Below are 14,845 nucleotides of genomic sequence, written 5' to 3'. Positions count from 1 at the left end.
GCCCGCCTCGGCGGGCCTTTTCTTTGGGTGGTACGGCGCCGCGGCCGCGGCCGGGCCGCACCCGGGGTCCCCACCCGCACTCCGGATAATTCACCTCCATGATCAAACTGTTCGTGGGCCTGGGCAACCCGGGTCCGGACTACGAGGCGACCCGCCACAACGCAGGGTTCTGGTGGATCGACGCGCTCGCACGCGAGTGGAAGCTGCAGCTCAACGTCGAGAAGGGCTACTGGGGCCTGATGGCGCGCACCACCATCGCCGGGCAAACGGTCTGGCTGCTGGAGCCGCTCACCTTCATGAACGCGTCGGGCAAGTCGGTCGCGGCGCTGGCCCGCTTCTTCAAGATCGCGCCGGCCGAGATCCTGGTGGCGCACGACGAGCTCGACATCGTGCCGGGCCAGGTAAAGCTCAAGTTCGGCGGCAGCCACGCCGGCCACAACGGCCTGCGCGACATCCACGCCCAGCTGGGCAGCCCCGACTACTGGCGGCTGCGCCTGGGCATCGGGCATCCGGGCGACCGCGGCGAGGTGATCCACTGGGTGCTGAAGAAGCCCTCGCTCGACCACCGCATCGCGATCGACCAGTGCATCGACCGGTCGCTGAAGGCGGTGCCGGCGCTGCTGGCGGGCGAGATGGACAAGGCGACGATGCTGGTCCACACCGCGCTGCCGCCGCGCCCCAAGCCGCCGCGCCCCGAAGGCGTCTGATGCGGCCGCGGGCATTCCCCGCGCCGCGCCGAGGCTCAACTGATAACTGCGTGTCAACTGTATGATCCTCAGCCTCGGTTTCCCCCATGCGCACACGATCCCCCGTACTCCTCTGGCTGCTGCTGTTGCTGGCGTGCTTCCACGCCGCGGCCGGCGCGGTCCGCCACGCCCATGGCGGCGGGCCGGGAAGCGGGCTCGTTGCGGTCGCGCACGCCGCCTCCGACAAGATGCCCGTCGATCCGGCACCGGATGGCGCGCATGTCGCCTGCAACGCATGCCTGCTGCAGGCGCACGGCGCCCTGCCCGCGGTGACGATGCCGACGATCTGGGAACCGGTGGCCCTGCCGGCCGCGCCGCTGCACTGGGCGGCGCGCGAAGACGCGCCGCAGCCCGCGCCGTGGCGCGCAAGGTTCGCAGCACGGGATCCGCCGGCGGCGGGATAGGCCGCGGCTCGCCGGTGCCGCCCCGCTCCCGGTCGGGGCGCTGCGCCCACGACCCGTTTTTTGCACCGCAGCCCCTGCGCTTGCGATACCTTGTCTTTCGGTCGTCGATTCCCATGCCCTCTCGTTCCTCTCCCGCCATCGGCCGCCTGCCCGCGGCACTCGCCGTGTCCGCCCTGTGGGCTTCCGGAGCCTTCGCCCAGGACGCACCTTCCCGCAGCCCCGACGCGCCCACACTCGCCACGACCGACGTGGTCGGCCGTACCGAATCCGGCACCTACCACGCCGACGAAGCCGCCGGTGCCAAGACCGACCTGCCGCTGCGCGAGCTGCCCCAGTCGGTGCGCATCGTCACCCGCCAGGTGATCGACGACCTGGGCGCCACCCGGCTCGACGACGTGCTGGACTACGTCGGCGGCGTCTCGCGGCAGAACAACTTCGGCGGACTCTGGGACAACATCGCGATCCGCGGCCTGCCCGGCAACGAGAGCACCGGCATGGCGACGCTGCAGAACGGTTTTTCGTCCAACCGCGGCTTCAATGCGCCGCGCGACCTGGCCGGCGTGGAGCGGATCGAGTTCCTGAAGGGCACCGCCGCCGCCCTCTACGGCAGCACAGAGCCCGGCGGCACGCTCAACATCGTCACCAAGAAGCCGCTCTGGAAGGCCGCGAACGCGGTCGAGGCCTATGCCGGCAGCTTCGGCCTGAAGCGCGCCACCTTCGACAGCACCGGCCCGATCGGCGAGCGCTTCGCCTACCGGCTCAACGTGGCGGCGGAGGACCGCGACGGCTTCCGCGATTTCGTCGGCTCCGAGCGCAGGGTGGTGGCGCCCGCCTTCACCTGGAAGCTGACCAATGCCACGGTATTGGAGTACAGCGGCGAGATCCTGCGCCACAGCACCCCGCTCGACCGCGGCGTGGTGGCGGTCGACAACCGGCTGGGCGCGATTCCGCGCGAACGCTTCCTGGGCGAGCCGGCCGACGGCGACGTGACGGTCGACAACCAGACCCACCAGTTCATCCTGTCGCACGACTGGAACACCCGGTGGCGCAGCCGCCTGGGCCTGTCCTACCGCGAGACCCGGATCAAGGGCTTCTCCACCGAAGCCGCCGCGCTGCGCACCGACGGCCTCCTGACCCGCCAGCGCCGCTACCGCGACTACGGCTCCGACGACACCGCGGTGCAGGCCGAGTTGATCGGCAACATCGCGACCGGCGCGCTGGAGCACGAACTGCTCTTCGGCGTCGAGACCTACCGCTTCGATATGGACACGCTGATGCTGCGGGTCAACCCGACCGCCGCGGCGCCCTACGGCATCGACATCAACAATCCGGTCTACGGCCGGACCCAGCCCACGCCGCTGCCCAACACCAGCACCTACGAGCGCCAGCGCAACACCGCGTTCTACCTGCAGGACGCGATCAAGCTCTCGCCCGCATGGCGCGTCGTCGCCGGCCTGCGGTCCGACCACTACCGCCAGAGCCTGGAAAACCGCCGCAACGGCGGCATCACGTCGCAGGACCCGTCGGCCACCTCGCCGCGGATCGGCGTGGCGTGGCTGCCCACGGCGCAGTGGACGGTGTACGGCAACGCCGGCCAATCGTTCCGCCCCAACGCCGGCAGCAGCGCCACCAATGCCGCCTTCGGTCCCGAGAAGGGCCGCGCGCTGGAGCTGGGCACCAAATGGGAGAGCGCCGACCACAGCATCGGCGCGACCGCCGCGCTGTTCGACATCCGCAAGCGCAACGTGCTGACCAGCGACCCGTTCAACGGCGGCTTCTCCGTCGCGGCGGGCGAGGTGCGCAGCCGCGGTGCCGAATTCGACTTCGCCGGCCAGGTCACCCGACAGTGGCGGATCAACGCCAACCTGGTGGTCAACGACGTGGAGGTGACGCGCGACAACACGCTGGAGGTGGGCGGCCGCCTGCTCAACGTGCCCAAGGTCAACGGCAGCGTCCTGGCGGTGTACGAGAACGCTTTAGCCAACGGCCAGCGCTACGGCATCGGCGGCGGCGTCACCCATACCGGCAAGCGGCTGGGCGAGGCCCGCACCCAGGCCCAGGCCAATGCCGGCACCGCCGCCTTCGACCTGCCGGACTACACCACCGCCAAGATCGTCGCCTACTGGCGCCTGACGCCCGCCGTGCGGCTCACGCTGGATGTGGACAATGTCTTCGACCGCAGCTACTACCCCAGCTCCTACAACCGGGTCTGGGTGACCCCCGGCATGGGCCGGGCGGTGACGCTGGGCCTGCAAGTCAGGTTTTAAGAGCGGCTAACACAACCCAGCGAAGCGGTTCTGGCTAGGCGCCGCATCGCAGACAGTACGAGTAGTACGACAAGGTGCGGCAACGACGCCAGAAGGGTTGTGTTAGCCGCTCTAAGTGCATCCCCCCGGAGCGGCTGCGCCGCCCCCCCCCCCTTCTCTCGCTGCGCGGGAAGGGGCGCGCGCCCGGTGGACCGGCGGAGCCGGATCCACGGGAGCCCTGGGAACAACCGTCCTTCGCGTCTTATCAACGATGTCCCTGCATTTCATTCCTGAGCGGCGCCGCCTGCTGCAGTGCGGCGCGCTGATCGGTGCGCTTCCCGCGTTCGCCCGAGCGGCCGAGCCTGCGCCGCTGCAGCTGGTCGGCCCGTGGGAGGTGAGCGGGCTGGCGCCGGCGGCCAGCGGCTACATGTTCGCCCGCCTGCAGGTGGCCGAGACGCTGATGGGCGCGCTGGACGACGGCACGCCCGCGCCGGCCCTGGCCGAGCGCTGGAGCACATCGGCCGACGGCCGCACTTGGCGCTTCGTGCTGCGGCCCGCCGCGCGGTTCCACGACGACACGCCGGTCACGGCCGAGGCGGTGGTGCGCTGCCTGCGGACGGCGCAGGTGGTGCCGTCGCTGCTGAGCGGCGCGCCGATCCGGTCGATGGAGGCCGATGGCCCCGGCGAGGTGGTGATCGCCCTCTCGGAGCCGCACGGCCGGCTGCCGGCGTTGCTGGCGCACAGCAGCACGCTGGTGCTGGCGCCGTCCGCGTTCGACGCGCAGGGCCGGGTCCTGCGGATCGTCGGCAGCGGGCCCTACCGCATCGCGGTGTTGTCGGCACCGCAGCGCATCGAGACCACGGTGTTCGAAGGCTACGACGGCCCGCGCCCCGCCATCGCCCGGGTGCGCTACCTGGCCGCCGGCCGCGCCGAGACCCGCGCGCTGATGGCTGAGGCCGGCCAGGCCGACCTGGCCTACGGGCTGGATCCGGTGAGCCTGCAGCGCCTGCGCAGCCGCGGCAAGGTGCCGATCGCGGCGGTCACGCTGCCGCGCACCGCGGTGCTCAAGCTCAACGCCGCCGATCCGGCACTGCGGGACCTCCGGGTGCGGCAGGCGCTGAGCCTGTCGATCGACCGCGCCGGCATCGCCCGCGCCCTGCTGCGCGACCCCGAGCTGGCCGCGACCCAGCTTTTTCCGCCGACGCTGGGCGACTGGCACAACGCCGCGCTGCCGCCGCTGCGCCACGATCCGCAGGTCGCGGCGCAGCTGCTGCGACAGGCCGGCTGGCACCCTTGGCCCGACGGCCTGCGCAACGCGGCAGGGCAGCCGCTGCGGCTGGTGCTGCGTACCTTCGTCGACCGGCCCGAGCTGCCCCTCTTCGCCACCGCGCTGCAGGAGCAGTGGCGGCAGGCCGGCATCGCTGTGCAGATCGCCATCGGCAATTCGGGCGACATTCCGCTGGGCCACCGCGACGGCAGCCTGCAGCTGGGCCTGGGCGCCCGCAACTACGCAACCGTGCCCGACCCCAGCGGCACGCTGGCGCAGGACTTCGGCCCGCGCGGCGGCGACTGGGGCGCGATGGGGTGGAAGAGCGACGCGGTGGTGGCCGCGCTCGAAGAGCTGACGCGCGGCACCCCCACCGCGGCCCGCGCCGCCGCCCTGCGCGGCCGGATCGCCGAGGTGCTGCAGACCGAGCTGCCGGTGATCCCGGTCGTCTGGTACCGGCAGCAGGTGGCCGTCAGCCCCCGGGTGGTCGGCGTGCGCCTGGACCCGCTGGAGCGCTCCTACCGCCTGACCGAGATGACATGGCGCGCGTGAGCCTGCAGGTGCGCCCGGTCGCCTTGCAGCACTCTGGCCCGGGTCCCCATGCAAAATTTCGAACGAGAAATGCCTATAGCCGCCGCCGCACGCCGACCACATGCTATGAAAATTATAGCAATCGGCCTGCCGACTCCGTCGGGCGCGGCAGGCCCCTTTTGCGCAGAGAGGTGAAACGATGACCCCGCTACGCTCCCCCTGGGCGGCGCTGCTGGCCCGCCGCGCGGTGCAAGTGGTGGCGCTGGCGCTGCTGGTCGGCACCGTGTGCTTCTTCATGGCGCGCGCTCTGCCCGGCGACGTGGCGATGCGCGTCGCGGCAAGCCGCTACGGCTACGACCTGGTCGGCAACGCCGCCGCGAACGCGGTGCGCGCCGAGCTGGGCCTCGACCGGCCGCTGTGGCAGGCCCTGGCCCACTGGTGGGGCACGCTGGCCCGCCTGGACCTGGGCCGCTCCCTGGTCAGCGGCGATCCGGTCTGGCACGAGGTGCGCGCGCAGCTGGGCGCCACCCTCGACCTGGGCGTGGCCGCGCTGCTGCTGGCGATGGCCATCGGCCTGCCGCTGGGCGCCTGGGCCGGCCTGCATGCCGGTGGCCGCATCGACCGCGCCACGCTGGCGCTGGCGGTTCTGCTGCGGGCGATGCCGCCCTTCCTGCTGGCGGTGCTGCTGATGCTGCTGGTCGCGGTGCGGATGGGCGCCCTGCCGGTGGCCGGCGACGACTACGCCGGCAGCCTGCTGCTGCCCGCGCTCACCCTGGCGCTGGGCCTGGCCGCCGGCCTGGCCCGCGTCACCCGGCAGGCCTTGCGCGACGCGCTGCAATCGCCCGCCTACGCGTTCGCCCGCACCAAGGGTCTGGGCGACACCCAGGCGCTGCTGCGGCGCGCCCTGCGCAGCGCCGCGGTGCCGGTCGTCGCCTACCTGGGCGTGCATGCGGTGTTTCTGGTGGAAGGCGCTGTGGTGGTCGAGAGCCTCTTCGCCTGGCCCGGCATCGGCCTTGCGCTGGTGCATGCGATCTTCGGCCGCGACGTGCCGATGGTCCAGGGCACCGCGCTCTGCATGGGTCTGCTCTTCGTCGTCTTCAACCTGCTGGTCGATGCCGCCTGCCTGGCGCTCGACCCGCGCCGCCGGCTGGAGGATGCACGATGAGCGCAGTGCCGGGCCGCCCACAACAAGCTCGCACCGCAGTGCGAAGCACGAAGGTACTTCCCATGAACACCGTGCCGGGCCGCCCCCGACAAGCGCGCACCGCGGTGCGCAGCACGAAGGTATTGCCATGAGCGCCGTGTTCGACACCCCCGCCGCGCAGTCGACCATGCCGCCCGCCCGCCGCCGAGGCCGTGCGCGCGCCGGCCTGGCGGTGATGCTGGCGCTGGCCTGCTTCGCCGCCTTCGGGCCGGCCGTGGTCGGCACCGATCCAGCAGCCCAGGACTTGAACAACAGCCTGGCGCCGCCCGGCGCGGCCCAATGGCTGGGCACCGATGTCTTCGGCCGCAGCGTGGTCGCGCGGCTGGCCCATGCGGCGCAACTCTCGCTCGGCCTGGCGCTACTGGCCGTCGTCACCGCGGCGGTGCCCGGCGTGCTGCTGGGACTGCTGGCCGCCTGGCGCGGCGGCGCGGTGGAGCGGGCGCTGGTGATGCTCTCGGATGCCGTCCTGTCGGTGCCCGGCCTGCTGCTGGTGCTGCTGTTCGCGGGCCTGGCGCCGGGCCGGCACTGGGCGCTGTACCTGGGCCTGTCGCTGTCGCTCTGGGTGGAGTATTTCCGGGTCGGCCGGGCGGTGGCACGGCCGGTGCTGGCGGGCGATGCGGTGCAGGCCTCGCGTCTGCTGGGCTTCGGCCCGGTGTACTTGGTGCGGCGCCACCTGCTGCCGGCACTGGCCCCGGTGCTGGGCACTTTGCTGGCCTTCAGCGCGGCGCAGGCGGTGCTGGCGCTGGCCGCGCTCGGCTTCATCGGCGTGGGCCTGCAGCCGCCGACAGCCGAGCTGGGCCTGATGATGACCGAGGCCCTGCCCCACTACGAGGAGGCGCCCTGGCTCATCGCCGCGCCGGTCGCGCTGCTGACGCTCCTGGTGCTCGGGATGCTGTTGCTGGCCGGCGAACGGGAGGCTTCGACATGAAGGCGACCGCCAGACTCCACCCGCCGAAGCGCTGCCACAGGAGTCCCGCATGACCGGCACCGTGCTTCTCGCGGCCGACGGCCTGTCGGTCCATGTCGGCGCCCACACCCTGCTGCGCGGCGTGTCGTTCACGCTGCACGCCGGCGAATCGCTCACGGTGCTGGGCGAAAGCGGCGCCGGCAAATCGCTGCTGGCCCAGGCCGTCGTCGGCATCCTCCCCGCCGCCCTGCGCGCCGGCGGCAGCGTCACGCTGGACGGCCGCACCACCCACGCGGCGGACGCCGCCGCACGCCGCCCCGCCTGGGGCCGCACCCTGGGCCTGTTGCCGCAGGAGCCGGCGCTGGCGCTCGATCCGCTGGGCCGCATCGCGCCGCAGCTGGCCGAAGTGCACGCGCTGGTCCGCGGCGCCGATTCCGACGCCGCCGACGCCGCCGCCCGGCAAGGCCTGGCGGGTGCAGGCCTGTCGGCGGCCGGCCAGCGCTACCCTTGGCAGATTTCCGGCGGCATGGCCCAGCGCGCGGCGGCCACCATCGCCCTGGCCGGCGGCGCCCGGGTGCTGCTGGCCGACGAGCCTACCAAGGGACTGGATGCGCACTGGCGTGCCCGCACCGTGGCGCTGCTGCAGTCTGTGCGGCGGGCGGGCGGCTGCGTCGTCACCATCACCCACGACATCCAGGTCGCCCGCGCCCTCGGCGGCCAGGTGATCGTGCTGCAGGGCGGCGAGGCGATCGAGCAAGGCGACGCCGCCGCCGTGCTGGCCGCCCCCCGCCACGACTTCACCCGCCGCCTGCTGGCCGCCGACCCGGCCCGCTGGCCCAGGCGCGCCGAACCGGCCACCGGCGCCTTGGTGCTGGAAGCCGACGGCATTGCCAAGCAACTCGGCGGCCGAAGTCTGTTCGAGGGCATCGACATGAAGATCCACGCCGGTCAGCGCTGGGTGGTGCAGGGTCCGAGCGGCACCGGCAAGAGCACGCTCGGCAACCTGCTGCTGGGCCTGCTGCCGCCCGATACGGGCCGGGTGCGCCGGGCGCCGCAACTGCGTGCCCACGCCCTGCAGAAGCTCTACCAGGACCCGATCGCCTCCTTCGCGCCGCATGCCAGCCTGGAGCGCTCGCTTCGCGACGTGGCCCGGTTGCACGGCCGGCCGTGGGCCACGGTGCAGGAGCGCCTGCGGCGACTGCGCCTGCCCGACGGCGTGCTGGCCCGCATGCCCTCGGCAGTCTCCGGCGGCGAACTGCAGCGCATCGCCCTGGCCCGCGCGCTGGCGGTGCAGCCCGCCCTGCTCTTCGCCGACGAGCCCACCTCGCGCCTCGACCCGATCCGATCACCCGGCAGGACGCGATGGCCACGCTGCTGGACGCGGTGGACGACACCGGCGCCGCCCTGGTGCTGGTGACGCACGACGTCGACATGGCCGCGGCCGTAGGCTCGCATTTCGTACACCTGCGGGAACAGACGGCGCACACGACCATCACAGCCTGAACACGCTCGAAGCATCGGCGCTTTTGCGGAAGACATTGACGCCCGCAGCCCCGGTCCTCACACACCGCAGGACCTGGTCGGTGGGGCGCTCCCCGCAGCGAAATAAAGGAGGAGCCGAAGGCGGGGACATTCGCGGAGGGGAGTGCCCCGCCGACCAGGTCCGGCCAAGCGCGACACCCCCCGCACGCCACTACCCGGAACTCACCCCGCCGGCACCACCTGCAGTCGGATGTACTTCTGGTACAGCGTGTCGTGCCCTTCCGCATGCGCCGGATCCTTCGGGATGCAGGCCACCGGGCAGATCTGCACGCACTGCGGCTCGTCGAAGTGGCCGACGCACTCGGTGCAGCGGTTCGGGTCGATCTCGTAGATCAGCTCGCCGGGGTGGATCGCGTCGTTCGGACACTCGGGCTCGCAGACGTCGCAGTTGATGCACTCGTCGGTGATCATCAGCGCCATGCGTCACCTCCGACAGGGCAGGAACGAAGGACGGGGCGGCAGCGCATGCGGCCGATTATCCGCCCCGCCCGGTAACCCCGGCACCGTCGGGACTCTGCGCTTCCCGCAAGCGCGCATACCACCAAAACCCGCCCCCATAATGCACCGGACCCCACCACGGCCGCAGCCCCGCGCTGCCGAACCTGCGCCCCGCCCACGATGAGTGTGTTCCTTGCCAAGCGCTTCCTGGCCCTGCTGCTCACACTGGCGGCGGCGTCGGTCGTGGTGTTCGCGGTGCTGGACATCCTGCCCGGCAATGCCGCGCAGGTGCTGATGGGCCCCGATGCCGCGCCCGAGGCGGTGGCGGCGCTTTCCGCCAAGCTGGGCCTCGACCAGCCCGCCTGGACCCGGTACCGGCACTGGATCGGCGGCCTGGCCAACGGGCAGCTGGGCGACAGCGCCAGCTACGGCTCGCCGGTATGGGACCTGATCCTGGAGCGCCTGGCGCTCACCGTGCCGCTCGCCCTGCTGGCGATGGCGCTCACCACCGTGCTGGCACTGCTGGTGGGCGTGACCGCCGCGGCCCGCCACAACCGGCTGGGCGACGTGGGTCTGATGGGCATCGCGCAGGTCGGCATCGCCATTCCCAACTTCTGGTTCGCGATCCTGCTGATCGTGCTGTTCTCGGTGAAGCTGCAGTGGTTCTCGGCCGGCGGCTTCGACGGCTGGGGCGAAGGCGTGCTGTCCGGCCTGAAGGCCCTGCTGCTGCCGGCGCTGTCGCTGGCGGTGGTGCAGGCCGCGATCCTGGCGCGCGTCGCCCGCTCGGCCGTGCTGGAGGTGATGCGCGAGGATTTCGTGCGCACCGCCCGTGCCAAGGGCGTGTCGCAACGGGCGGTGCTCTGGCGCCATGTGCTGCGCAACGCGATGGTGCCGGTCGTCACCGTCATGGGCATGCAGTTCACCGAGCTGCTGGCCGGCACCATCGTGGTCGAAAACGTCTTCTTCCTGCCCGGCCTGGGCCGCCTCGTCTTCCAGGCGATCAGCAACCGCGACCTGGTGGTGGTGCGCAACTGCGTGATGCTGCTGGTCGCGATGGTGGTGGTCGTCAACTTCGTGGTCGACGTGCTGTACGCGGTGATTGATCCGCGCCTGGAGCCCCGCGATGTCTAGCGCCGCCGCCCCCCTTGTGCAGACGCGCCCGCCGGGTTTCTGGCCGCGCGCGCTGCGCCACCCCGGCTTCGCGATCGGCGCGGCGCTGACGCTGCTGCTTGTGCTGGCCGCCGCCGTGTCGTATGCCTGGACGCCGTGGCCCGTCTACGAGATGGACCTGGCCGCCAAGCTGCAGCCGCCCTCGATCTCGCACTGGCTGGGTACCGACGCCTTCGGCCGCGACGTCGCGTCGCTGCTGCTGGTGGGCGCGCGGGCGTCGATCCTGGTGGGCCTGGTGGCGGTGGGCATCGGCCTGTCGGTCGGCACCGCGCTGGGGCTGCTGGCCGCGGCGCGGCGCGGCTGGGTGGAGGAAACCATCATGCGGCTCGCGGATTTCTCGCTGGCCTTCCCGGCCATCCTGTCGGCGATCATGATGACCGCAGTCTTCGGGCCGGGCATGGTCGACGCCATCGTCGCGATCGGCATCTACAACATCCCCACCTTCGCCCGCATCACCCGCGCCTCGGCCGCGACCGTCTGGTCGCGCGACTACGTGGCCGCCGCGCGGGCCTGCGGAAAAGGGCCGTGGGCGATCACCTGGGAGCATGTGCTGCCCAACATCTCGGCCACGCTGATCGTGCAGGTCACCATCCGCTTCGCGATCGCGATCCTGGCCGAGGCGGCCCTCTCCTACCTGGGCCTGGGCACCCAGCCGCCGCAGCCGTCGTGGGGCCGCATGCTCGGCGAGGCGCAGACGCTGATGTTCCAGGCGCCGCTGCTGGCCGTGTGGCCGGGCGCGGCCATCGCTTTTGCCGTGCTGGGCCTGAACCTGCTCGGCGACGGCCTGCGCGACCTGCTCGACCCGAGGCTTTCACGATGACCCCCAGGCTACCCGCTGCGCGGTCCGCCCACCCCCTTGCAGGGGGCAACACCAGCGGCCCGGCGGAGCCGGTTCCGCGGTGTTCCTGCGAGAAGAAACGGACATCCGCATGACGAAGTTGCTCCACGTCGAAGACCTGCGCATCCGGCTGCAGACGCCGCGCGGCCCGGCCGATGCGGTGCGCGGCATCGGCTTCACCCTGGCGCGCGGCGAGACGCTGGGCATCGTCGGCGAATCGGGCTGCGGCAAGTCGCTGACGGTGCAGGCGCTGATGGGCCTGCTGCCCGCCAGTGCGGAGGTCTCGGGCAGCATCCATTTCGACGAGCGCGAACTGGTCGGCCGCAGCGACCGCTCGATGTGCTCGATCCGCGGCAACCGTATCGGCATGGTGTTCCAGGAGCCCATGACCGCGCTCAACCCGCTGCAGCCGATCGGTCGGCAGGTGGCCGAGCCGCTGCGGCTGCACCGCGGCCTGTCGAAAGCCGATGCCCGCCGGCAGGCGCTGGCGCTGCTGGAGCGCGTCGGCATCCCGGACGCGGCGGCCAAGCTGGGCGCCTACCCGCACCAGTTCTCGGGCGGGCAGCGCCAGCGGATCTGCATCGCGATGGCACTGGTCTGCGGCCCCGATCTGCTGATCGCCGACGAGCCGACCACCGCGCTCGACGTGACGCTGCAGCGGCAAATCCTCGACCTGATCCGCTCGATGGTCGCCGAGCGCGGCATGGGGCTGATTTTGATCTCGCACCACCTGGGCGTGATCGCCCAGAGCGTGCAGCGGGTGCTGGTGATGTACGGCGGCAGCGTGGTCGAGAGCGGCAGCACCGCCGAGGTGTTCGCCCGCCGGGCGCATCCCTACACCCGCGGCCTGTTCGCGGCCCGCCCGCTGCCCGGCGCGCCGCGCGGCACCCGCCTGCCCACCATCGCCGGCAGCGTGGCCGAGCTGGTCGACCTGCCCGCCGGCTGCCCGTTCGCCGGCCGCTGCGCCCATACGGTGGCCGATTGCCACACGGTGCGGCCGCCGCCGGTCTGGCTCTCGCGCACCCATGCGGTCCGCTGCATCCGGCTGCGGGAGATCGCGGCTGCGGCCGGCAGCGTCTGAAGGGTCTCGATGGAAGATGCTACAAAAATCATAGCTACTAGTCGGCATGGGGAGCCGGCCACAGCCACTCTTTCTTCGAACTCGGGCGCACAGGCTTGGCTGCTGGAGGTGACCGGCATCGTCCGCGACTACGCCCTGCCGCGCACCTCGTTGTTCAAGCCGGCGGCGAAGGTGCGGGCGCTCGACGGCGTCAGCCTGCGGATCGAGGCAGGGCAGAGCCTGGGCATCGTCGGCGAATCGGGCTCGGGCAAGTCGACCCTGGCCCGCATCGTCATGGCGCTGGATGCGCCCACCGCCGGCAGCGTGCGGCTGCTGGGCCAGGACCTGCACCGGCTGCCGCGCGAGGCGCTGCGCGCCGCCCGCCGCGATATCCAGATGGTGTTCCAGGACCCGTACGGCTCGCTCGACCCGCGCCAGACGGTGGCGCGCATCGTCGCCGAGCCGCTGGCCGCGCTGGACGGGGCCGCCGCCGGCAGCCGCGCCGACCGGCGGGCACGGGTGGCCGAGGCGCTGGCCGCCGTCGGCCTGCGCGCCAGTGACCTCGACAAATACCCGCACGAGTTCTCGGGCGGCCAACGCCAGCGGATCGCGATCGCCCGGGCCCTCGTCACCCGGCCGAAACTGATCGTGGCCGACGAGCCGGTCAGCGCGCTCGATGTGTCGGTGCAGGCCCAGGTGCTCAACCTGATGCAGGACCTGCAGCGGCAGTTCGGCATCGCCTACCTGCTGATCAGCCACGATCTGGCGGTGGTCAACCACCTGTGCGACGAGGTCGTGGTACTGCTCCAGGGCCGGGTGGTCGAGCGCGGCACGCCGCGGCAGCTGTTCACCGCGCCGGCCCATCCCTACACCCAGGCGCTGCTGGCCGCGGTGCCGCGCGCCGGGCCGCGCTGAACGGCCGCACCGACCGCCGTACCGCTTATCCCTCTTCCTTCCCCGCCACTGTCCGGAGCCTGCCATGCCGAATCGCCGTACCGTCCTAGCCTCCAGCGCACTCGCCGCAGCACCGCTGGTGCTGCCCGCCGCCGCCATCGCCCAGCCCCGCAAGAACGCGATCGTGCTCGGTATGACCCTGGAGCCGGCGGGCCTGGACCCGACGGCCGCCGCCGCGTCGTCCATCGCCGAGGTCACGCTCTACAACATCTACGAGACACTCACCAAAATCAACGCCGACGGCAGCGTGACGCCGCTGCTGGCCGAGCGCTACGAGGTATCGCCCGACCTGAAGACGCTCACCTTCCGGCTGCGGCGCGGCGTCAAGTTCCACAACGGCGAGCCCTTCGATGCGCAGGCGGTCAAGTTCAGCTTCGAGCGCGCCGCGTACGAGAAAAGCACCAACAAGGACAAGCGCAGCTTCGCAGACCTGAAGGTGCAGGCGGTCGACGAGCACACCGTGGTGCTGACCAAGAGCGAGGTCGATCCCGACTTTCCGTTCCTGCTGGGCCAGGCCACCGCGATCATCGTGGAACCCAAGAGCGCCGACGGCAACGCGACCCGGCCGGTGGGCACCGGGCCGTACCGCTTAGGCAGCTACAACCGCGGCGCCTCGCTGGTGCTGGAGGCCTGGGACGGCTACCGCAACGCGGCGGCGATTCCGCTGAAGAAGGCCACCTTCCGCTTCATCGGCGACCCGGCGGCCCAGGGCGCGGCGCTGCAGGCGGGCGACGTGGACATCTTCGCGCGCTTCGCACCGCGCAGCGTGCCGCAGTTCAAGGGCAACCCGCGCTTCCAGGTGGTGGTGGGCGGCTCGCGCGCGAAGACCATCGTGGCCATCAACCACCGACACAAACCGCTCGACGACGTGCGGGTGCGGCGCGCGATCTGCGCCGCCATCGACCGCAAGGCGATGATCGAAGGCGCGGCCGACGGCTACGGCGTGCCGATCGGCAGCCATTACGTGCCCGGCGCGCCGGGGTACGTGGACACCACCGGCATCAACCCGTTCGATGTGGAAAAGGCCAGGGCGTTGCTGGCCGAGGCCGGGGTGAAGACCCCGCTGGAGCTGACGGTGACGCTGCCGCCCACGCCCTACGCCCGCCAGGGCGGCGAGGTGCTGGTGGCGCAGCTGACCAGGATCGGCATCGTCGCCAGGCTGCAGAACGTGGAATGGGCGCAGTGGCTCAGCGGCACCTACGGCAACAAGAACTACGACCTGTCGATCATTTCGCACGTGGAGCCGTTCGACCTGGGCAACTACGCCAAGGCCGACTACTACTGGGGTTACCGGTCGCCCGCGTTCGACGCGCTCTACGACAAGATCCGCAGCACCGGCGACAGCGCCGAGCGGGCCCGCCTGCTGGGCGACGCCCAGCGGCTGCTGGCGCAGGACGCGGCCAACGTCTTCCTGTACCAGCCGCAGTGGATCACCGTGGCGCACAAGAACCTGAAGGGCTTCTGGAAGGACATGCCGATCTTCGTGAACGACCTCGGCGCGATGGCCTGGGGTTGAACGGAGGTCCTGGGGCGCTTGC

14 protein-coding genes are annotated in these 14,845 nt (G+C 71.8%); 13 read left to right on the top strand and 1 reads right to left on the bottom strand.

All coding sequences use genetic code 11. The features are described from left to right. Positions 1-98 precede the first annotated feature (98 nt). The 8 genes from pth to DFQ15_RS17665 all read left to right on the top strand — a co-directional run bounded on the left by pth (position 99) and on the right by DFQ15_RS17665 (position 8,808). On the top strand, positions 99-707 hold the full coding sequence (gene pth, locus DFQ15_RS03240; RefSeq protein WP_110464592.1) for an aminoacyl-tRNA hydrolase: 609 nt from the start codon (positions 99-101) through the stop codon (positions 705-707). 86 nt (positions 708-793) lie between these two features. Next, on the top strand, positions 794-1,150 hold the full coding sequence (locus DFQ15_RS03235; RefSeq protein ID WP_110464591.1) for a hypothetical protein: 357 nt from the start codon (positions 794-796) through the stop codon (positions 1,148-1,150). 113 nt (positions 1,151-1,263) lie between these two features. Beyond that, positions 1,264-3,417: a TonB-dependent siderophore receptor gene (locus DFQ15_RS03230; RefSeq protein WP_110464590.1), complete on the top strand. Its 2,154-nt coding sequence runs from the start codon at positions 1,264-1,266 to the stop codon at positions 3,415-3,417. A gap of 250 nt (positions 3,418-3,667) precedes the next feature. After that, positions 3,668-5,215 (top strand): ABC transporter substrate-binding protein, encoded by a 1,548-nt coding sequence (locus tag DFQ15_RS03225; protein WP_110464589.1) that lies wholly within the window; start codon positions 3,668-3,670, stop codon positions 5,213-5,215. A gap of 178 nt (positions 5,216-5,393) precedes the next feature. Then, complete coding sequence (locus DFQ15_RS03220) at positions 5,394-6,359, top strand: ABC transporter permease (protein ID WP_110464588.1); 966 nt, start codon at positions 5,394-5,396, stop codon at positions 6,357-6,359. A 127-nt stretch (positions 6,360-6,486) separates the two neighbouring features. Then, complete coding sequence (locus DFQ15_RS03215) at positions 6,487-7,326, top strand: ABC transporter permease (RefSeq protein ID WP_110464587.1); 840 nt, start codon at positions 6,487-6,489, stop codon at positions 7,324-7,326. A gap of 49 nt (positions 7,327-7,375) precedes the next feature. After that, the gene (locus DFQ15_RS03210) at positions 7,376-8,722 is read left to right on the top strand and encodes an ABC transporter ATP-binding protein (protein ID WP_233504247.1); all 1,347 of its coding nucleotides are present in this window, start codon (positions 7,376-7,378) and stop codon (positions 8,720-8,722) included. Continuing rightward, complete coding sequence (locus tag DFQ15_RS17665) at positions 8,668-8,808, top strand: hypothetical protein (RefSeq protein WP_233504246.1); 141 nt, start codon at positions 8,668-8,670, stop codon at positions 8,806-8,808. The genes DFQ15_RS03210 and DFQ15_RS17665 overlap by 55 nt, the downstream gene beginning before the upstream one ends. 201 nt (positions 8,809-9,009) lie before the next feature. Here DFQ15_RS17665 and DFQ15_RS03205 read toward each other — a convergent pair whose 3' ends face one another. Beyond that, positions 9,010-9,267, bottom strand: coding sequence for a YfhL family 4Fe-4S dicluster ferredoxin (locus tag DFQ15_RS03205; RefSeq protein ID WP_110464586.1), 258 nt, complete (start codon positions 9,265-9,267; stop codon positions 9,010-9,012). Between the two features lie 198 nt (positions 9,268-9,465). Here DFQ15_RS03205 and DFQ15_RS03200 point away from each other — a divergent pair, with 198 nt between their 5' ends. From DFQ15_RS03200 to DFQ15_RS03180, 5 genes are all read left to right on the top strand, one after another. Beyond that, positions 9,466-10,416 (top strand): ABC transporter permease, encoded by a 951-nt coding sequence (locus DFQ15_RS03200; RefSeq protein ID WP_110464585.1) that lies wholly within the window; start codon positions 9,466-9,468, stop codon positions 10,414-10,416. Next, a complete protein-coding gene (locus DFQ15_RS03195) occupies positions 10,409-11,275 on the top strand; it encodes an ABC transporter permease (RefSeq protein WP_110464584.1) in 867 nt (288 codons plus the stop codon). The genes DFQ15_RS03200 and DFQ15_RS03195 overlap by 8 nt, the downstream gene beginning before the upstream one ends. A 109-nt stretch (positions 11,276-11,384) precedes the next feature. Beyond that, positions 11,385-12,374: an ABC transporter ATP-binding protein gene (locus DFQ15_RS03190; protein WP_110464748.1), complete on the top strand. Its 990-nt coding sequence runs from the start codon at positions 11,385-11,387 to the stop codon at positions 12,372-12,374. 9 nt (positions 12,375-12,383) lie between these two features. Continuing rightward, the gene (locus DFQ15_RS03185; RefSeq protein WP_110464583.1) at positions 12,384-13,268 is read left to right on the top strand and encodes an ATP-binding cassette domain-containing protein; all 885 of its coding nucleotides are present in this window, start codon (positions 12,384-12,386) and stop codon (positions 13,266-13,268) included. Positions 13,269-13,332: 64 nt separating this feature from the next. Next, positions 13,333-14,823, top strand: coding sequence for an ABC transporter substrate-binding protein (locus DFQ15_RS03180; protein WP_110464582.1), 1,491 nt, complete (start codon positions 13,333-13,335; stop codon positions 14,821-14,823). The last annotated feature ends 22 nt before the right edge of the window (positions 14,824-14,845 follow it).

Origin of the sequence: Xylophilus ampelinus, from assembly GCF_003217575.1 — a bacterium.
Lineage (GTDB): Bacteria > Pseudomonadota > Gammaproteobacteria > Burkholderiales > Burkholderiaceae_C > Xylophilus > Xylophilus ampelinus.
The sequence above is the reverse complement of the archived record's forward strand: the minus strand, read 5'-3'. Positions and strand labels throughout refer to the sequence as shown.